Here is an 18,455-nt window from a genome sequence, read left to right on the forward strand (position 1 = left end):
GCCGACCGTACAGATCGTTCTCGCCGCCACCGTGAAGGTCAGGAAGCGGCGCCCGGCGTGGCGAGGCCGCTCTCATAGGCGAGGACGACCGCCTGCACGCGGTCACGCAGGCCCAGCTTGGTGAGCACATTGCCGACGTGCGTCTTGACCGTCGTCTCGCTGACCACCAGCTTGCGCGCGATCTCCGCGTTGGACATCCCCTTGGCGATCAACCGCAGCACCTCCAGCTCCCGCTCGGTCAGCCGGTCGAGCCGCGCGGGGGTCGCCTGCTCGTAGGCCGACGGCAGCCGCTTGGAGAACCGGTCCAGCAGCCGGCGGGTCACGCTCGGCGCCACGATCGCGTCGCCCGCCGCCACCACCCGGATCGCCTGCACCAGCTCGTCCGGCGGCACGTCCTTCAGCAGGAACCCCGAAGCGCCCGCCCGCAGCGCCTCCACGATGTACTCGTCCAGGTCGAACGTCGTCAGCACCAGCACCTTCGGCACGTGCGCCGTCGGCGCCGCCTCCCGCACGATCCTGCGCGTCGCCTCGATGCCGTCGACCCCGGGCATCCGGATGTCCATCAGCACGACGTCGGGCAGCAACGCCCGCGTCTGCTCCTGCGCGTCCTTGCCGTCACCGGCCTGCCCCACCACCGTGATGTCGGGCTCGGCCTCGAGTATCAGGCGAAAACCGGTGCGCAGCAGCGGCTGGTCGTCCACCAGCAGCACCCTGATCGTCATGGTGAGTCCTTCAACGGAAACCTCGCGCGCACCTCGAAACCGCCCCCCGGTCGCGGACCGATGCTGAGGATTCCACCATAGAGGGCAACTCGCTCGCGAATGCCCACCAAACCATGCCCTGGCGGCCCGGAGAGGCTCGCCGCCCCCCGCCCGTCATCCTCCACCCGCACGTCCAGCTCACGCGGACCATGGCGTACGGTCACCACCGCCTTGGCGCCCGCGCCCGCGTGCCGCAGGCTGTTGGTCAGACCTTCCTGGATCAGCCGGTAGGCGGCCAGATCGACCCCGGCGGGGATCGGCCGGGCCTCGCCCTCGATCGACAGCCGCGTGGCCAGCCCCGCCTCCCGCATCTGCTCCACCAGCGCCGGCAGGTCGTCCATCCCCGGCTGCGGTCCCAGCTCGGCCCGGGCGTCGGTGCGCAGCACACCCACGATGTTGCGCATCTCGCTCATCGCCATCCGGCCCGTGTGCTCGATGGCCGACAGCGCCTCACGCGCCATGTCGGGGTCGGCGGCCAGCACCCGGCGCGCGGCCGCCGCCTGCACCGTCATCACGCTCACGTGATGGGCCACGACGTCGTGCAGCTCGCGGGCTATCCTCGACCGCTCCTCGGCCCGCGCGGCCCGCGTGTCGGCCGCGGAGGCACGCTCCAGCCGGGCCGCGCGGTCCTTCAGCTCCTCCAGGTAGGCGCGGCGCAGCCGCAGGCTTCGCCCGGCCCCCCAGAGCGCGAGAAGCACGATGAACGCCACCAGGTGCTCGCTCCAGCTGCCGCCGGTGACAGGGCTCAGCGCCCCGGCGAACGCGTAGGCCAGCAACGACAGCAGCAGCGCGCACAGCGCCACGGCCAGGCCCCGCAGGGACGCCACCGAATAGAGCAACACCAGCACCGGCGCAGCCGCCGCCCCGGAGCCGTAGCCCAGCCCGGTCAGCAGCGTCTCGGGCAGCAGCCCCGCGCACAGCGTCGCCAGCGGCCAGCGCCTGCGCACCGCGACCGGCGCGCACGCCAGCGCCACCAGCACGGCGCCGAAGGGATCGGCGCCCCGCATCTCGTCGAACGCCTGCCCGCCGCCCGGCTCCAGCAACGCCGAATCGGAAGACAGGAAGAGCCAGACCGAGACCGCGGCCAGCGCCACGGCGAACAGGGTGTCGTGGAACCTGGCCCGATCGATGCGCACCGCTTCACTGTAGGTCCAGGTGAAAGCCGGGAACCTCCTCCCAAGGGAGGAGAGCCGGGCTCCTACAGCTGGCCAAGGTCGCCCGCCGGTCGCTCCGGACGGTGCCGCCTGTGGCCGCCCGCCGACAGCTCCAGGCCGCCCGCGACTCGTTCGTGGCCATCCGGCGGTCGCGCCGGCGCGGGTGGCCTACAGCTCGTCCGTGGCCGCCCGGCGGTTGCTCCGGACCGTGTCGCCCGGCTGCCGGTCGGGCACCGGCGGTGGGGTGCCGCCGAACTCCGGGCAGATCGCCTGGTGGTCGCACCAGTCGCACAGGCGGCTGCGCCGCGCCCGCCACTCGCCCGTCTCCAGCGACCGCTCGATCGCCGTCCACAGCGCCCGCACCTTGCGCTCGGTGGCCAGCAGATCGGCCTCGTCGGGCGCGTAACGCAGCACCTCGCCGCCGCCGCCCAGGTAGACCAGCTGCAGCAGCCTCGGCACCTGGCCGCGCAGCCGCCACAGCACCAGCGCGTAGAACTTCATCTGGAACAGCGCCTTGGCCTCGAAGTCGGGGCCCGGCGCGCTGCCGGTCTTGTAGTCGACGACCCGCACCTCGCCGCTCGGCGCCACATCGAGCCGGTCGACGTAACCGCGCAGCATGAGGCCGCCGTCGAGGACCGCCTCCACATAGAGCTCCCGCTCGGCGGGCTCCAGCCGCGTCGGGTCCTCCAGCGTGAAATAGCGCTCCAGCATCGCCCGCGCCTGCGCCAGCCACGTCGCCTGCTCGTCGTCGTCGGCGAACATCTCGGCGTAGTGCGGATCGTTGGACAGCAGCCGCTCCCACTGCGGCTCCAGCAGCTCCAGCGCCGCCTCCACCGAACGGCGCGGCGCGGGCAGGTCGTAGAGGCGCTCCAGGACCGCGTGGATCACCGTGCCGCGCACGGCGGCGGCCGAGGGTTTCTCCGGCAAGTGGTCGATCACGCGGAAGCGATAGAGCAACGGACAGGTCATGAAGTCGCCCGCCCGGGAGGGGGAGAGGGCTCCGATGATCACCGGTTCGGTCAACGTCATGCACCGCACTCTAGGTCAAGAGCCCGACAGAATAGGGCCCGCGAAGCCGGGAGCACCTCGTCCGGCGCGTAGCATCAAGGCAGCGGACAGCATGTAATGAACGGCAAGGAGCGCGGTGAGCGAGCAAAGCCCGCAGCAGGAATTTTCCGGTCTTCGGATGGGAAAGCCGTTCGGCATCCCGGTCTACGTGTCGTGGACGTGGTTCATCGTCGCGGCCTTCATCACCTGGATGTTCGGTGATCGGGTGCGCGCCATGCTGCCCGAGCTCGACGCCACGGCCGCCTACGCCGTCGCCTTCGTCTTCGCCGTCCTCCTCTATGTCTCGGTCCTGCTGCACGAGCTGGCCCACAGCGTGCTGGCCAAGTCCTACGGCCTGCCGGTCCGCCGGATCACCCTCTACCTGCTCGGCGGCGTGTCGGAGATCGAGAAGGAGCCGCCGACCCCCGGCAAGGAGTTCATGGTCGCGGCCGCCGGCCCGGCGCTGTCGCTCGGCCTGGCCGGGATCGGCCTGGCCGCCGACGTCTTCCTGATCAACGGTGGCGGCATCCCCGAGGTGCTGATCTGGCAGCTCTGGGTGGCCAACCTCATCGTCGGCGTGTTCAACCTGCTGCCCGGGCTGCCGCTCGACGGCGGCCGGATGCTGCGCGCCGGTGTCTGGAAGCTGACCAGCAACGCCGGCTCCGGCACCATCGCCGCCGCCTGGGGCGGCAGGGTGCTGGCCGTGCTGCTGGTGGTGTCGCCGATCGCCATGTCGCTGATGAGCGGGCAGGAAGTGGACTTCCGCGACCTGCTGTGGCCGCTGGTGCTGGCCTCCTTCATCTGGCTCGGCGCCACCCAGTCGTTGCGCGTGGCCCGCATCCGCGCCAGGATCCCGCAGGTCAACGCCCGTACCCTGGCCCGCAGGGCGATCCCCGTCGTCGCCGAGACCCCGCTGTCGGAGGCGCTGCGCCAGGCCGCCGAGAAGGGGGCCGGCGCCCTCGTCGTCGTCGACCACGAGGGCCGCCCCGTCGCGATCGTGCACGAGGCGTCCGTACAGGCCACTCCCGAGCACCGCCGCCCCTGGGTGAACGCCGGCTCCATGGCCAAGTCGCTGGAGCCGTCCATGGTGCTGGCCGCCGACCTGATGGGGGAGGCGCTCATCGACGCCATGCGCGAGGCCCCGGCCGGCGAATACCTGCTCGTGGAGCGCGGCGGCGAGATCTACGGCGTGCTCGCTACGGCCGACGTCAACCGCGTCTTCAGCGGCGTCTGATATGTCCCACTCGTATATGCGGCAGCCCCCGGCTAGTGTCATGTCCAGTGATCAGGTGATTCCGGATCGCACCCGGCGGTTCGAGGATGAGAGGCCTGGCCGATAGTGTTCTGTTCGGCCAGGTTTATTGCGGTCCACCGGTCCACCGGTTCACCGAATCGAGACGGGGCGGCCGCGACGCCGCCTCGCCGTATGGGTATGCGTATGGCTGGTGGCCGGCACGGCAGTGCGGGTGCCGTGATAACGCCGGCTTCCGGGGAGGAGAATTGAGTGACCGAGCGCAGCGAGGGCGCCGATGAGCGCAGCGCGGCCGTCATGAAGGAGGAATCATGACGGGCCAGGGCTTCGGGGCGGTACGCCCGCTTCCCGGAGATGGGCTGGTCGCCTATCTGGGCGGGCTGTTGCTGGTGTGCGACGCGGCCGAGGCCGCGGCCGATGAACTGCTCAAGGCACTACGCGAGACGGCCGCCGCAGGGGGCGACGGCAGAGCGCTGGCCAGGCGCGCCGCCCAGGTGCTCGCGGCCAACATGACCGGCGACCCCGCCACCTGCGCGGTCGCGGGACCGGTCGACAGCGGCGTGGCCGTCCTGGTCAGCGGCTCCGCCTCGGCCACGGTCACCACGGACTCCGGCGAGACCCGGCTGGCCGGCAGCGACTCGCTGACCTGGGCCGACCGGCTCATCAACGGGCCGGTCCAACGCGTCTCGCTGAGCCTGCCCGGCGGGGGCGAGCCGCATCCCGCGGTCAGCTTCGACGGCGGCGTGGTGCACGGCGGCGGGCTGGTGGGCGACTTCGGTGACGTCGCCGAACGGCCCGCGGCCCAGTCCAGGCCGGTGACCAGCGAACTGCCCAACACCGCCCTGCACTTCGAGCCCGACCTGATCGTGCCGCCTCCGGTGCAGATGGCCCCCTATCCGCTGTCGGGCAACGACCAGCCCGCCACCCCTTCGGGTTCCACCCCGTCGGCCGCCGGCCCCTCGGGCCCGCAGCCGTTCTCGAGCCCCCAGCCCGCCTCAGGGCCTCAGCCGCAGCCTCCCGTGCTGGAGCAGCCGCCGTTCCTGTCGGCGGTCCCGGACCCGCCGCCCCCGGCCGAGCAGCCGAGTGGGTTCCCCACCTACGACGAGCCCGCACCCGTGCACTCCGGCAACGGCACGATGCCCGAGCAGTACGAGCAGCCCGCCTCCCCCTACGACCAGCCGCGTGAGCAGTACGACCAGCCCGCCCCCCCTTATGACCAGCCGCGCGAGCACTTCGAGCAGCCCCGGGAGCACTTCGAGCAGCCTCGCGAGCACTTCGAGCAGCCCCGCGAGTTGTTCGAGCAGCCTCCGCCTCCGCCCGCCCAGGAGGAGCACGGCGACCGGCAGCTCGTCTACGGCGTCGACTGCAAGAACGACCACTTCAACGACCCGCGCGTGCCCTACTGCGCGGTCTGCGGCATCGCGCTCGTCCAGCGCACCCTCGTACCGTACAAGGGGCCGCGGCCCCCGCTGGGCGTCCTCATCCTCGACGACGGCACCGCGCTGCCGCTGGAGAGCGACTACCTGCTGGGACGCGACCCCGAGCGCGCGCCGGAGGTGGCGGGCGGCACGGCCAGGCCCGCCAAGGTGACCAGCCCCGACGGGTCGGTGTCCCGCAGGCATCTGCGGGTGGCGCTCGACGGCTGGGACGTCAACCTGGTCGACCTGGGGTCGGTCAACGGCACCCAGATCCAGCCGCCCGGCGACCCCAACTTCTACGACATCCCGCCCAACGAGCCCGTCACCATCGTCCCGGGCACCACCGTCCGCGTCGGCGTCTCCCGCACGATGCGCTTCGAAGCCCACCGGGGATGATTCCCCCGCCCTGAATCTTCCCGACTCTTGTTGAACGCCCGTGCTCCTGTTGGGGGTGCGGGCGTTCTGCTGTGATCTCCCACCACCGTGCCCCGCCCACCACCGTGCCCCCGCCCACCACCGTGTGCCCCGGCACCGCCCAGGGCTGAGGGCCTTGCGGGCCGGACGTCGCGCGGGGTGAGGTCAGGAGGCCGTCCGCGCGAGACACATGCTCGGGAGGCCGTCCGACTGAGGTACGCGTTCAGGAGGTCGGACGGTTGAGGCGCGCGTTCATGAGGTCGTACGGGCGAGATAGGCGTTCACGACGTCGTCGACCGGCAGTGACAGATCGAGTGCGACGCCGCGTTCGTCGGGGCCGAGGGGTTCGAGGGCCGCGAACTGCGAGGCCACCAGCGACTCGGGCATGAAGTGCCCGGACCGGTGCGCCACCCGCTTCCTGATCATGCCCACGTCGCCGTCCAGGTGCAGGAAGCTGACCTCGGGGGCGGCCTCCCGCAGCAGGTCGCGGTAGCGACGCTTCAGCGCGGAACATGCCACCACGGCCCCGGTGCCGGCGTGCTCGGCGAGCCAGGCGCCCACCGCGCGCAGCCACGGCAGCCGGTCGGCGTCGTCGAGCGGCATTCCGGCGCTCATCTTGGCGACGTTCGCGGGGCTGTGGAAGTCGTCGGCGTCGGCGAACGGCACCCCGAGGCGTTCGGCGAGCGCTGTGCCGACGGTGGACTTGCCGCATCCCGTCACCCCCATGACGACGATGAGCTGCGGGCGGGGCGAGTCGTCCATGCGGGGCAACCTCTCGGGCTCGGATGCGCGTCAGACTAGACAGCTTGCGTCATATCAATCAAGCTGAGAAGTCGAATAAATCATACTTTTGACGGCAAAGCATGGCCACCCACGCCACCCCCGAGCAGTGCGGCCAGTTGACGGAAGTGTCATGCGGATGGCCGTCCACGGCAGGTTCGGCGACCTGGAGTCCTTCCTGGCCGCCGACATCCTGTTCCACCGGACGCTGCTCGAAGCCTCGGGCAACGACATGCTCGTCGCGCTCACGACGGTGCACGCGGAGGTGGCCCAGGCGGTCCAGGCCGGAGACCCCACGCACGCGCAACGCGCAACGCGCAACGCGCAACGCGCAACGCGCAACGCGCGACATCGTCGACGAGGCGACGAGGCGACGAGCGCCATGCTCGGTCAAGACGTCTGACGCACGCCGGTGGCGGAGCGATGGCTGACACGCGTTGGGTGTGGAGCGATGGCTGGCACACGTCGGGCGTTGAGGATGGCTGACACGCGTCGGGCGTTGAGCGATGGCTGGCGCGCCGGTAGCGGAGCGGTGCCGCAGGCGCCTGATCGCGCAGACGATGCGGCATTGGCGGGGGTGCACTCCTCGTTCCTTGGGGCGGCAAGAGGCGAAATATGCCAACGAATACCGCGATGCCCGGTGACGTGCAGTGGCTGTACGAACTAGGCGGTCCGCAAAGCCGTTTACGCGCCAGGCAGGCTGGCTATGCGCCAGGCCACGCGCCGGCGCGGGTTCCGCGGGGCGCCGGTCCCAGGGGCGCCCCTGAGCAGCGGGGCCGCGAGAGTCGCGACCCCGCCGCGGGTGCCCGGAAGGACGCATCCACCCATTCTGTGGAAATCCCGTAATTTCCAAGTTTGGGTATAGGAAAGCGGCGAAGAATCTCCCGGAACCGCTGCCCGGAAACGGCCGTCGTACCCCATCAGATCCACCCGTAGGTCGTCCGTATTCTCGCGATCCGGCCCGTACCGAACCCGGCCCGGCGCCCGTCACGCGCAGGGGAAGGCCTGCACGCCGCGTAACAGCCGGATGGCCGCCTCCAGCCCGCTGGCGGCCTCCAGGGCCCGGCCCGCGGCGGTGGCGAAGCGGCTCAGCAGGTGCTCCTCCGGCTCCCCGAACCGGCGTCCCGCCACCCACAGGAACACGTGGTCCCTCGTGGCGAGCGGCACCGGCATGGCCAGGAAACCGGGCTCGCCCATCGACGCGTCCGGCACGATCAGCAGCCGGACGGATCGCGTGGCGAGCGTCTTGAGCACCCCGGACCCCTCCAGCCACGGGCGTACCCGCAGCGGATCGACCGGGGGCGCGTGCACATTGACGGCATGGGCGACCTCCCGTAGCGCGTCCACCCGTACGAATCCCGCGTAAGCCGTTCCGGTGACCGCCGCGGCGGTCCCGCTCAGCCTGTCGATCAGTCCTGCGGGGTCCAGGCAGGAGAACGAGGCGATGAGTTCGCGCATGGCGACGTCGACACGGTTGTAAGTCATCGCTGTATCCCTCGGAGGAGGGGAAGTGAGATCGCGCAGTCTGATCACGCGTATCTCAGGGGCGGTGACCCCGAGTCTCGCCGCCGAGGTGTCAGTTGACCAGCCCCCAACCGGAAATCGGGATTTCCGGTCAGCGGGGGCGCAGGCGGAGCCACTCCAGCTCGTCCGACCGGGTCCCGTCCTGCCTGGGGAACAGCTCGCGCTGCATCGACTCCTGGACGAAGCCCGACCGCTCCAGCACCCGCTGCGAAGCCTTGTTGCCCACCTCGGTCCCGGCCACGATCCGGTGCAGCTGAGTGTTGGCGAAGGCCCAGTCCACCAGCAGTCGCACGGCCCGCGTCATGAACCCCCTGCCCCGGAACTCCGACCGCAGCGAATATCCGATCATGCCCTGCCCGATCGTCGGCACCACCTGCACCAGTTGCACGTGCCCCGCGAACCTCCCGGACACGGCGTCCTTGATCGCCAGCTCGATCCGCTGCCCAGACACCCACCAGTAGCCGGTGTAGCGGCAGCGCCGCTCGTTGTCCTCCAGCGTGGTCCGCGGCCCGACCGCGTAGGCGGCCACACTCGGCTCCCGCATCATCGCGTGGAACTCGGAGGCGTCGGCCACCTCCATCGGTGTCAGCCGTATCACGCCATCGCTCAGCTCGCCGCCGTCGAAGAACGGCAGATAGAACTCGGCCGCCAGGCCGGAGTCGCGCCGGATCCGGCCGAACGTGATGATGTCGGTGCGGCGCCCGTCACGCCCGACCTTGGCGTCACGCCGGCGCCCCTCCTCCTGGAAGCCGGTCTTGTAGGCGACCCGCAAGCTCGCGATGTTCTCCACGGCGGCGTGCAACTCCACGCGCTCGACGCCATGGTCGAACAGCCACTCGGTCACCGCCCGCGTCGCCCGGCTCACCACGCCCTTGCCACGCGCCCACGGCGCGGCCAGGTAGCCGATCGCCGCCACGCCCCACGGATCGGGCGGCTGGACGCCGATGGCACCGACGTAGTGGCCGTTCTCGGTGATCGTGAACTCGGCGCCGCCGTCGGCCCACTTCGCCTCCGCCGCCCGCAGATAGGCGCGCGCGTCCTGCAATGTGTAGGGCGACGGCAGGGTGTACAGAAACCGGGCCGTCACCGGGTCGTCACACGCGCGTACGATCGCCTCGGCGTCGGAATCGGCGGGACGCCGCAACACCAGGGGACCGGTAGAGATCACTTCGCGGGGGAACATCCCTCATAGATATCGCGCGTCAAGGCGTGCTCGAAAGCCCTATAACCTTGCCGACATGGGTTTCCGCAGGCATGGGCCGTTCCAGGCGGGGGATCAGGTGCAGCTCACCGACCCCAAGAACAAGCGCCACACGATCACGCTCAAAGAGGACGGCGTCTTCCACACGCACAAGGGCGCCATCCCCCACAGCGACCTGATCGGGCAGCCTGAAGGCTCCGTGGTGCGCTCCTCCGGCGGCACCCAATACCTCGCCTTCCGCCACCTGCTGCAGGACTACACTCTGGCCATGCCGCGCGGCGCCGCCGTGATCTACCCCAAGGACGCCGCGCAGATCGTCGGCATGGCCGACGTCTTCCCCGGCGCCCGGGTGATCGAGGCGGGGGTCGGCTCCGGCGCGCTGACCTGCTTCCTGCTGCGCGCCGTAGGTCCCGAGGGCCACGTCACCTCCTACGAGCGGCGCGAGGAGTTCGCCGACGTCGCGCGCAAGAACGTGGAGAAGTTCTACGGCGGCCCCATGGACGACACCTGGCGGCTCGTCGTCGGCGACCTGGTCGCCTCGATCGACGAGGTGGACGTCGACCGCGTCATCCTCGACATGCTCGCTCCCTGGGAGTGCGTCGACGCCGCCGCCAAGGCCCTCACACCGGGTGGCGTCATCTGCTGCTACGTGGCCACGACGACCCAGATGTCCAAGACCGTCGAGGCCATTCGCGATCACGGGAGTTTCACCGAGCCCCATGCGTGGGAGACCCTGGTTCGCGACTGGCATGTCGAAGGGCTCGCGGTGAGACCGGATCATCGGATGATCGGCCACACCGGTTTCCTCGTCAGCGCCCGCCGCATGGCGGACGGTGTGGCACCGCCACCACGCCGCCGACGACCGAAGGGGACCACTGAGGAACTATGACAATTTGGCCACGAGGGTGCGTTGGTGCGTGACACGGGAACAGAACGCCGTGTTCCTATGCTGCCAGTATTAAACGCACTATTAGGGATTATTCGCCGAACACTGAATGTCACACGACGAACACTGCCCGGCCAGGTTACGGAGGGGCCCGAGATAGGTAAGGTCCTTAGTAGTCGCCCTCGACTGGGAAGGAGGTGACGGGGCGTGGCAGCTCGCGATGATGCTGAGGCTCGAGCCGCGCAGCGCGAACGGGAGGTCGCTGATCTTTCAACACAGGTCTCCTTCCTCCAAGAGGAGATCACCGCGCTGAGGCGGAAGCTGGCCGAGTCACCCCGTCAGGCCAGAGTCCTTGAAGAGCGTCTCCACGAGGCGCAGGCGAACCTCGCGGCCGTCACCGGCCAGAACGAGCGCCTGGTCGCCACACTCAAGGAGGCCAGGGATCAGATCGTTGCCCTCAAGGAAGAAGTCGACCGGCTGGCACAGCCGCCATCCGGGTTCGGCACCTTCCTGGAGGCCAGAGAAGACGGCACGATCGAGGTGTTCACCGGCGGCCGCAAGCTGCGGGTGAATGTCAGCCCCGCCGTCGACGTCGACTCGCTCCGGCGTGGCCAGGAGGTCATGCTGAACGAGGCGCTCAACGTGGTCGAAGCCCTCGGCTACGAAGAGGTCGGCGAGATCGTGATGCTCAAAGAGCTCCTCGACCAGGGGCAGCGCGCACTGGTCATCTCGCACGCGGATGAGGAGCGCGTCGTGCGTCTCGCCGAGTCACTGGTCGGGCAGCCGATCAGGGCGGGCGACTCGCTGCTGCTCGAACCCCGCTCGGGCTACGTCTACGAGCGGATTCCCAAGTCCGAAGTCGAAGAGCTCGTGCTCGAAGAGGTCCCCGACATCTCCTACGAGGAGATCGGTGGCCTGATGAGGCAGATCGAGCAGATCAGGGACGCCATCGAGCTGCCCTACCTGCACGCCGACCTGTTCCGCGAGCACAAGCTGCGCCCGCCCAAGGGCGTTCTGCTCTACGGCCCGCCCGGCTGCGGCAAGACGCTCATCGCCAAGGCCGTCGCCAACTCCCTGGCCAAGCAGGTCGCGGAGAAGACCGGCCAGGAAGGCAAGAGCTTCTTCCTCAACATCAAGGGCCCTGAGCTGCTCAACAAGTACGTCGGCGAGACCGAGCGGCACATCCGCCTGGTCTTCCAGCGGGCTCGTGAGAAGGCCTCAGAGGGCACCCCGGTGATCGTGTTCTTCGACGAGATGGACTCGATCTTCCGCACCCGAGGCTCCGGCGTCTCCTCGGACGTCGAGAACACCATCGTTCCCCAGCTCCTGTCGGAGATCGACGGTGTCGAGGGCCTGGAAAACGTCATCGTCATCGGCGCCTCCAACCGCGAGGACATGATCGACCCGGCGATCCTGCGGCCCGGCCGCCTGGACGTCAAGATCAAGATCGAGCGGCCCGACGCCGAAGCGGCGAAGGACATCTTCTCCAAGTACCTCATCTCCGAACTGCCGCTGCACCCCGACGACCTCGCGGAGCACAGCGGTTCTCGCGAGGGCACCATTCACGGCATGATCCAGAGCGTCGTGGAGCGCATGTACACCGAGAGCGAAGAGAACCGCTTCCTCGAGGTGACCTACGCCAACGGCGACAAGGAAGTCCTCTACTTCAAGGACTTCAACTCCGGCGCGATGATCCAGAACATCGTCGACCGGGGCAAGAAGATGGCCATCAAGCAGTTCCTCGAAAGCGGCCAGAAGGGCCTGCGGGTGCAGCACCTGCTCGCGGCCTGCGTGGACGAGTTCTCCGAGAACGAGGACCTGCCTAACACCACCAACCCGGACGACTGGGCCCGCATCTCCGGCAAGAAGGGCGAGCGGATCGTCTACATCCGCACGCTCGTGTCGGGCAAGCAGGGCGCGGAGGCGGGTCGCTCCATCGACACCGTCGCCAACACCGGCCAATACCTGTAACAGGCTGTTGAGAAGGGCCGCGCGGAGATCCGCGCGGCCCCTTCTCATGCCGCCTCGTCTTCTCCGCACCGCCGAGGGACCCGTGTGAAAATTGGGACCAACGGAACCAAAGTGATCGTTGTGTCGTCCAACAGGGCGTGCAACCACCCAACCGGCCGAGGCGCTCTCACGGAGAAGGCCGGCTGGCCGAACTCGATCTGCTCAGGTTCGTCGCCGCCCTGGCGGTGCTGGCCTTCCACTACCTGATCGCGTTCGCCTCCGTCTGGGGAGACAGGCCCGCCGAGCTCTTCCCCGCCGTCGCCCCGTTCGCCGGGCTCGGCATCCTGGGCGTGGAGTTATTCTTCGTCATCAGCGGCTTCGTCATCCTCATGAGCGCGTGGGGGAGGGGGCTCGGCGCGTTCGCCCGGAGCAGGTTCGTCCGGCTCTACCCCGCCTACTGGCTCAGCCTCGCCGCCGTCGCCGCTCTCTACGGCCTCACCGGCGCCAAGGCGCTCGACCCCAAGCTTTCACCGGGTGAGTATCTGGTGAACGCCAGTATGTTCCAGCGTCTGTTCAAGGTCGTGGACGCCAGCGGCGTCTACTGGTCGCTCTGGGCCGAACTCCGCTTCTATCTCCTCATGGCCATCCTCGTGATCATCGGTGTCACCTACGGCCGTGTCCTGATCTTCGCCGGTGTCTGGCTGGCCGCCGCGCTCGGCGCCGAACTGCTCGGCAACGAGGTGCTCAACGAGATCGTCATGCCCCGCTATGCCCCCTACTTCGCCGCCGGCATGGCCCTCTATCTCATCCACAAGCACCGCAACGCCGTGCTGCCCTGGCTCTTCGTCGCCTGCGGCTACGTCCTGGCGGTGCACTCCGCGCTCGAACGCGTCCACGGCCGGATCAAGGTCGCCGGATTCAAGAGCATGCCCGTCAGCGACCTCAGCGTGATCCTCACCATCACGGTCATCTTCGCCGCGATGTCGTTCGTCGCGCTCGGCGTGTTCCGGCTGCGACCGTCCAGAACGCTCACTGCGCTCGGTGCGACGACCTACCCGCTCTATCTCTTCCACTCGGTCGTCGCCGTGGCTCTCATCCCCATCCTGGCCGCCAGAATGGCCCCTTGGGCCGCCGCACTCACCACCACGCTCGCGGCCGTGCTCGTGTCCTACCTTGTCTACTCCCTTGCCGAACGCCCCATCCAGCGTCTGCTTAAGCCCCGGGCGCGTCCACAAACCCCCCCAGTTCCCGCCGTAAAGGTGGAAAAGACTGCGGTGCCATAACTCTGTGACCCCGGGGCACTGTGAAGGGCATAGGCTCGGGCATATAAACGGCGGATAGGCAGATCCGGACGAACAGAGGGTGTTGCATGACGGTGCGTCGGGTGATGGGCATCGAGACCGAGTACGGCATCTCCGTACCAGGTCAGCCAGGCGCCAACGCGATGGTCACGTCCTCGCAGGTGGTCAACGCCTACCTGGCGGCCTCCGCCGCCAGAGCGCGCAGGGCGAGGTGGGACTTCGAAGAGGAGAACCCGCTGCGCGACGCTCGCGGCTTCGACCTGGCCAGAGAGGTCGCCGACTCCAGCCAGCTCACCGACGAGGACCTCGGCCTCGCCAACGTCATTCTCACCAATGGCGCCAGGCTCTACGTCGACCACGCCCACCCCGAATACTCCACACCCGAGTGCACCAACCCGCGCGCCGCCGTCATCTGGGACAAGGCCGGCGAACGCGTCATGTACGACGCCGCCCAGCGGGCCTCCGCGATCCCGTCCAACGCGCCCATCCAGCTCTACAAGAACAACACCGACGCCAAGGGCGCCAGCTACGGCTGCCACGAGAACTACCTCATGCGGCGCGCCACCCCCTTCGCCGACATCGTCCGCCACCTCACCCCGTTCTTCGTCTCCCGCCAGGTCGTCGTGGGCGCGGGAAAGGTCGGCATCGGACAGGACTCGCGCGGCGAAGGCTTCCAGATCAGCCAGCGGGCCGACTTCTTCGAGGTCGAGGTGGGCCTGGAGACCACGCTCAAGCGGCCGATCATCAACACCAGGGACGAGCCGCACGCCGACCCGGAGAAGTACCGGCGGCTGCACGTGATCATCGGCGACGCCAACATGTCGGAAATTTCGACATACCTGAAGTTGGGCTCCACGGCCCTCGTCCTCGCCATGATCGAGGACGGCTTCCTCAGCCGCGACCTCGCCGTCGAGAACCCCGTACAAGCCCTGCGCGCGGTCTCCCACGACCCCACCTGCCGTTACGAGATCCCCCTGCGCGATGGCCGCAAGCTCACCGCCATCCAGCTGCAGATGGAATATCTCGAGCAGGCCCGCAAGTACGTCGAGGAACGCGGCACCGCCCAGGAAGAGATGAACAAGGACGTTCTCGACCGCTGGGAATCCGTCCTCACCCGCCTGGCCGAAGACCCCATGCAGCTCTCCCGCGAACTCGACTGGGTCGCCAAACTCGAACTCCTCGAGGGTTACCGCACCCGCGACTCGCTCACCTGGTCCCACCCCCGGCTGCAGCTCGTCGACCTGCAATACTCCGACATCCGCCCCGACCGCGGCCTCTACAACCGCCTCGTCGCCCGCGGACGCATGCAGCGCCTGGTCACCGAGGACGACGTCCAGCGCGCCGTCGAGAACCCGCCCACCGACACCCGCGCCTACTTCCGCGGTCGCTGCCTGCGCCAATACAGCGAGTCCGTCGCGGCGGCCTCGTGGGACTCGGTCATCTTCGACATCCCAGGCCGCGAGTCCCTCCAGCGCGTGCCGACCCTCGAACCACTGCGCGGCACGAAGGCCCATGTAGGCGAACTCTTCGACCGCTGCCGCACCGCCGCCGACCTGGTCGCCGCCCTCACCGGCGGGGACTAGCCCTCTGCGGCTCCCCCGCGAAGAGTCGAATTTTTACGGCACAGCACGGGAAGACGCCAACGCGCGCACGTGGCCGGGCTCTGTCCAGGGGGACGCTTCTCCGGCGATTCATGGCCGGGCGCCGTCACGTCGCGTTCTCGGCCACCTATGTTCGCTCCGGCACCCGGCGGCGCCCGGTGACACCGGGTGGCTTCCGGTGACATTCGGTGGCGTCCGGTGGCGCCAATCAGACCGGTGGCGCCAATCAGAGCAGGCCCACGCCCAGCGTCAGCGTGCCCACCGCCAGCGCCGCGCCGCCCACCACCGTCAGCCCGATGAGCTTGCTCGGCTTGGTGTCGCTGGGACGGACCACCGACAGGAAGAAGCCGAGCGGCATGAGGATCGGGGCGGCCACGATGAGGATGCGGACCAGGCTCTTCAGGCCGTCCGAAAGGTCCGCCTGATCCACGTAGAGCATCGCCACGAGGCTGAACAGCACCAGCACGCCCGCGTGAGCGTGGCCCGCCCGCCAGAGGCTGCGTCGCACCGGGTTGTCGTTGTAGCCAGGCACGTTCCGCATGAGGAACGTCAGCAGCGAGACGCCGCCGAACGCCACCGCCGGGACTGTGATGAGGAGCACACCTGCCGTGCTCAGGGACGAGGGGGACATCGGAACCTCCTGTGGGACAGGGGGCTCATTATTGGATAGGATGACTATCTAGTCAAGTCGGCAAGATCGCGGGGCCTTGGGCGCGAAATGTCGCCCGGTTCGGGGAAGATATGCCTAGAGAGCAGTCCCCCAAGCGGAGGTAGGTAGGACATGGCAAGCAAGGACACGGGTGGCCAGAAGCAGGCCGGTCGGCGCGAGAGCGAGGTCGAGGAGACCGAGGCTTCGGCGGCACCGGACGTGCAGGAGCGCCAGGAGAAGCTGACCGACGATGTCGACGCGATTCTGGACGAAATCGACGAAGTTCTCGAAGAGAACGCAGAGGAGTTCGTGCGCAGTTATGTCCAAAAAGGCGGAGAGTAGGGCAAAGCGGACATCGAAATCGGGAGGAATGGGGTGGAAACGCCGGAGGGAATGAAGTGGTGCCCGGACTGTAAGGAGGTGAAGGAGGTCTCTGAGTTCGGGCTGAACAAGCGACTGAGCGATGGGCTTGCGCGGTACTGCAAGAGCTGTTTCCGGGTGAGGTCCACTCAGAGCTATCGCAAGCGTCGTGGCGAGCAGGGCAAGACTGTCCGCGAGAAGGTCGAGGTTCCTGCTGGGAGCAAGTACTGTCCTCGCTGCATGGAGGCGAAAGCCTTTGCGGAGTTCGGGCGCAATCGCGCCAGCAATGATGGGCGGACTAATTATTGCAAGCCGTGTCACGCTCGGGTGATGCAGGATAACAAGATCAAGAACCACGGAAGTGAGCGGAACTACCTGCTCAAACTCCGCTACGGCATCACCCAGGATGACTTCGAGCGCATGCTTGCCCAGCAGGATGGGCTATGTGCCATCTGTCAGGTGGTTCCGGGCACGTTCGTGGATCACTGTCACGCCAGCGGGCTGGTTCGCGGGGTTCTCTGTTTCAACTGCAACAACGGGCTGGGGCATTTCGGTGACAACACCGTCCTGCTCGAGCTCGCGGCCCACTACCTCGACGGCGAGATCTTCTGGCCGGAGTTCGTGGTCCTGCCTGAGCAGCGGCGCAGTGACATGCCTGTCGCACCGACCAGGACCTATCACCTGTCCCAGCGTTATCGAATACGTCACGAGGACGTTGAGCGCATGATCGCCGATCAGCACGGATTGTGTGTCGTGTGCTGGGGCCGGCCGCCCGAGCATGTCGATCACTGTCACCGTACGGGCGACGTGCGCCACGCGCTCTGCCTGCCGTGCAACTCGGGCATCGGCCAGTTCAGAGATGACTCGGGTGTGGTGCGCCGCGCGTGGGCCTACATCGAGGCGACGGTCGAGTGGCAGGACATCGAGGATGTGTCTGAGGAGGAGATCCAGGAGTTCATCCGTGCCGATGAGGAGATGCGGTCCGAATTCTATGAGCGAGCGGTCCGGGTCTGATCCGGTGGGGCGTATTCGACGGCCACGCCGAGGAGGCGGATCGGCCGGTTGAGGTCGAAGCGGTCGAGCACGGTGAGGGCGGCGCGGGACAGCTCGGCCGCGTCTGAGGTGGGTGAGGGGAGCTTCGACTGGCGGCTGCGGGTGAGGAAGGGCGCGAATCGCACCTTCACCGAGACACGGACGATCAACCGTCCCGCGGCGGTCGCGTCTGAGGCGACCTGTCGGGCCAGTGTGGCTATGTGGGTGGATATTTCGGTTCTGTCGGTGAGGTCGTGCGGGAAGGTGATCTCGCGGCTGTGGCCGCGGGCGACCCAGGGAGTGGTGACGACCTCGGCTTCGCCCTTGCCGAGGGCGAGATAGCGATACCAGGGACCGTTGGTGGGGCCGAAGCGGCGGGCCAGGTCAGCGGGGTCGGCGGCGGCGAGTTGGGCGACCGTGTGGAGTCCCAGGTCGGCCAGTTTTTTGGCGATCTTGGCGCCGATGCCCCAGAGCGCGTCGGTGGGCCGGTCGTTCATGATCTCGGCCCAGTTGTCGCCGGTGAGACGGTAGATCCCGGCGGGTTTGGCGAACGCGGAGGCGAGTTTGGCCTGGTGCTTGTTGTCGCCGATGCCGACGGAGCAGGACAGGGCGGTTTCGGTCAGGACGGCCTGCCGCAGGGCGGTGGCGAGCGCCTCGGGGTCGTCGGTCCTGGCTCCGATGAACGCCTCGTCCCAGCCCCAGATCTCGACCAGGACGGGAAATCCGCGCAGCGTGGCCATGACCCGTTCCGACGCGGCCTCGTAGGCGGGCGGGTCGCTGGGCAGGAAGACGGCGTCGGGGCAGCGTTTGAGCGCGGTGCGGAGCGGCATGCCGGAGTGGACGCCGTGTTCGCGGGCTTCGTAGGTGGCGGTGGCGGCGACGGTGCGCGGCTGGGTGGGGTCGCCGGAGCCGCCGACCACGACGGGTCTTCCGCGGAGTTCGGGGTGGCGCAGGATCTCGACGGCGGCGATGAACTGGTCGAGGTCGACGTGCAGGACCCAGTCCCTGGTGGACACGTCTTTCAGAGTAGGACGTGCCGGACCCAGGCCGGAGTAGGACGTGCGGAGCCCAGGCCGGAGTAGGACGTGCGGGGCCCAGGCCGGAGTAGGACGTGCGGGGCCCAGA

General features: G+C 68.6%; 17 protein-coding genes. 9 read left to right on the plus strand and 8 right to left on the minus strand.

Annotation, left to right across the window (positions count from 1 at the left end):
• Positions 1-38: 38 nt before the first annotated feature.
• From AB0H88_RS28220 to AB0H88_RS28230, 3 genes are all read right to left on the minus strand, one after another.
• Positions 39-722, minus strand: a complete 684-nt coding sequence (locus tag AB0H88_RS28220) for a response regulator transcription factor (RefSeq protein ID WP_357649510.1) — start codon at positions 720-722, stop codon at positions 39-41.
• Positions 719-1,897, minus strand: a complete 1,179-nt coding sequence (locus tag AB0H88_RS28225) for a sensor histidine kinase (protein WP_357649512.1) — start codon at positions 1,895-1,897, stop codon at positions 719-721. The genes AB0H88_RS28220 and AB0H88_RS28225 overlap by 4 nt, the downstream gene beginning before the upstream one ends.
• 186 nt (positions 1,898-2,083) lie before the next feature.
• Positions 2,084-2,944 (minus strand): RecB family exonuclease, encoded by an 861-nt coding sequence (locus AB0H88_RS28230; RefSeq protein ID WP_357649514.1) that lies wholly within the window; start codon positions 2,942-2,944, stop codon positions 2,084-2,086.
• 115 nt (positions 2,945-3,059) lie between these two features.
• Between AB0H88_RS28230 and AB0H88_RS28235 the strand changes: the two genes are divergently transcribed.
• Both AB0H88_RS28235 and AB0H88_RS28240 read left to right on the plus strand, forming a co-directional pair.
• A complete protein-coding gene (locus AB0H88_RS28235; protein WP_357649516.1) occupies positions 3,060-4,196 on the plus strand; it encodes a site-2 protease family protein in 1,137 nt (378 codons plus the stop codon).
• Positions 4,197-4,525: 329 nt separating this feature from the next.
• Complete coding sequence (locus AB0H88_RS28240; protein ID WP_357649518.1) at positions 4,526-6,028, plus strand: FHA domain-containing protein; 1,503 nt, start codon at positions 4,526-4,528, stop codon at positions 6,026-6,028.
• A gap of 270 nt (positions 6,029-6,298) precedes the next feature.
• Here AB0H88_RS28240 and AB0H88_RS28245 read toward each other — a convergent pair whose 3' ends face one another.
• Complete coding sequence (locus AB0H88_RS28245; RefSeq protein ID WP_357649520.1) at positions 6,299-6,808, minus strand: gluconokinase; 510 nt, start codon at positions 6,806-6,808, stop codon at positions 6,299-6,301.
• Positions 6,809-6,959: 151 nt separating this feature from the next.
• Between AB0H88_RS28245 and AB0H88_RS28250 the strand changes: the two genes are divergently transcribed.
• Entirely contained in the window at positions 6,960-7,229 is a 270-nt protein-coding gene (locus tag AB0H88_RS28250) for an FCD domain-containing protein (protein ID WP_357649522.1), read from the plus strand.
• A gap of 584 nt (positions 7,230-7,813) precedes the next feature.
• Here the strand turns inward: AB0H88_RS28250 and AB0H88_RS28255 are convergent.
• The gene (locus tag AB0H88_RS28255; RefSeq protein WP_357649524.1) at positions 7,814-8,311 is read right to left on the minus strand and encodes a hypothetical protein; all 498 of its coding nucleotides are present in this window, start codon (positions 8,309-8,311) and stop codon (positions 7,814-7,816) included.
• Positions 8,312-8,441: 130 nt separating this feature from the next.
• Entirely contained in the window at positions 8,442-9,533 is a 1,092-nt protein-coding gene (locus AB0H88_RS28260; protein ID WP_357649526.1) for a GNAT family N-acetyltransferase, read from the minus strand.
• A gap of 55 nt (positions 9,534-9,588) precedes the next feature.
• Here AB0H88_RS28260 and AB0H88_RS28265 point away from each other — a divergent pair, with 55 nt between their 5' ends.
• From AB0H88_RS28265 to dop, 4 genes are all read left to right on the plus strand, one after another.
• Positions 9,589-10,440, plus strand: coding sequence for a tRNA (adenine-N1)-methyltransferase (locus AB0H88_RS28265; RefSeq protein ID WP_225291278.1), 852 nt, complete (start codon positions 9,589-9,591; stop codon positions 10,438-10,440).
• Between the two features lie 204 nt (positions 10,441-10,644).
• Positions 10,645-12,408: a proteasome ATPase gene (gene arc / locus AB0H88_RS28270; RefSeq protein ID WP_357649528.1), complete on the plus strand. Its 1,764-nt coding sequence runs from the start codon at positions 10,645-10,647 to the stop codon at positions 12,406-12,408.
• A 137-nt stretch (positions 12,409-12,545) separates the two neighbouring features.
• The gene (locus tag AB0H88_RS28275; RefSeq protein ID WP_357649530.1) at positions 12,546-13,670 is read left to right on the plus strand and encodes an acyltransferase; all 1,125 of its coding nucleotides are present in this window, start codon (positions 12,546-12,548) and stop codon (positions 13,668-13,670) included.
• Positions 13,671-13,756: 86 nt separating this feature from the next.
• Positions 13,757-15,271 carry a depupylase/deamidase Dop gene (gene dop, locus AB0H88_RS28280; protein WP_357649532.1) on the plus strand — a complete coding sequence of 505 codons (1,515 nt, stop codon included), beginning with the start codon at positions 13,757-13,759 and terminating at the stop codon, positions 15,269-15,271.
• A gap of 244 nt (positions 15,272-15,515) precedes the next feature.
• Here the strand turns inward: dop and AB0H88_RS28285 are convergent, their stop codons facing one another.
• On the minus strand, positions 15,516-15,920 hold the full coding sequence (locus tag AB0H88_RS28285) for a hypothetical protein (protein ID WP_357649535.1): 405 nt from the start codon (positions 15,918-15,920) through the stop codon (positions 15,516-15,518).
• 150 nt (positions 15,921-16,070) lie between these two features.
• Between AB0H88_RS28285 and AB0H88_RS28290 the strand changes: the two genes are divergently transcribed.
• Both AB0H88_RS28290 and AB0H88_RS28295 read left to right on the plus strand, forming a co-directional pair.
• Complete coding sequence (locus tag AB0H88_RS28290) at positions 16,071-16,280, plus strand: ubiquitin-like protein Pup (RefSeq protein WP_225291274.1); 210 nt, start codon at positions 16,071-16,073, stop codon at positions 16,278-16,280.
• Positions 16,281-16,313: 33 nt separating this feature from the next.
• Positions 16,314-17,312, plus strand: a complete 999-nt coding sequence (locus AB0H88_RS28295) for an endonuclease domain-containing protein (RefSeq protein WP_357649538.1) — start codon at positions 16,314-16,316, stop codon at positions 17,310-17,312.
• On the opposite strand, the gene AB0H88_RS28300 is transcribed toward AB0H88_RS28295, so the two are convergent.
• Positions 17,288-18,346 (minus strand): DNA polymerase IV, encoded by a 1,059-nt coding sequence (locus AB0H88_RS28300; RefSeq protein WP_357649541.1) that lies wholly within the window; start codon positions 18,344-18,346, stop codon positions 17,288-17,290. The two genes, AB0H88_RS28295 and AB0H88_RS28300, sit on opposite strands and share 25 nt — an antisense overlap.
• Positions 18,347-18,455: the final 109 nt, after the last annotated feature.

Origin of the sequence: Nonomuraea sp. NPDC050680 (genome assembly GCF_040654555.1) — a bacterium.
Lineage (GTDB): Bacteria > Actinomycetota > Actinomycetes > Streptosporangiales > Streptosporangiaceae > Nonomuraea.

Coding starts and splice junctions, on each gene's coding strand:
- AB0H88_RS28220 (WP_357649510.1), bottom strand. CDS start 722: ATGACGATCAGGGTGCTGCTGGTGGACGACCAGCCGCTGCTGCGCACC.
- AB0H88_RS28230 (WP_357649514.1), bottom strand. CDS start 2,944: ATGACGTTGACCGAACCGGTGATCATCGGAGCCCTCTCCCCCTCCCGG.
- AB0H88_RS28240 (WP_357649518.1), top strand. CDS start 4,526: ATGACGGGCCAGGGCTTCGGGGCGGTACGCCCGCTTCCCGGAGATGGG.
- AB0H88_RS28245 (WP_357649520.1), bottom strand. CDS start 6,808: ATGGACGACTCGCCCCGCCCGCAGCTCATCGTCGTCATGGGGGTGACG.
- AB0H88_RS28250 (WP_357649522.1), top strand. CDS start 6,960: ATGCGGATGGCCGTCCACGGCAGGTTCGGCGACCTGGAGTCCTTCCTG.
- AB0H88_RS28255 (WP_357649524.1), bottom strand. CDS start 8,311: ATGACTTACAACCGTGTCGACGTCGCCATGCGCGAACTCATCGCCTCG.
- AB0H88_RS28260 (WP_357649526.1), bottom strand. CDS start 9,533: ATGTTCCCCCGCGAAGTGATCTCTACCGGTCCCCTGGTGTTGCGGCGT.
- AB0H88_RS28265 (WP_225291278.1), top strand. CDS start 9,589: ATGGGTTTCCGCAGGCATGGGCCGTTCCAGGCGGGGGATCAGGTGCAG.
- dop (WP_357649532.1), top strand. CDS start 13,757: ATGACGGTGCGTCGGGTGATGGGCATCGAGACCGAGTACGGCATCTCC.
- AB0H88_RS28285 (WP_357649535.1), bottom strand. CDS start 15,920: ATGTCCCCCTCGTCCCTGAGCACGGCAGGTGTGCTCCTCATCACAGTC.
- AB0H88_RS28290 (WP_225291274.1), top strand. CDS start 16,071: ATGGCAAGCAAGGACACGGGTGGCCAGAAGCAGGCCGGTCGGCGCGAG.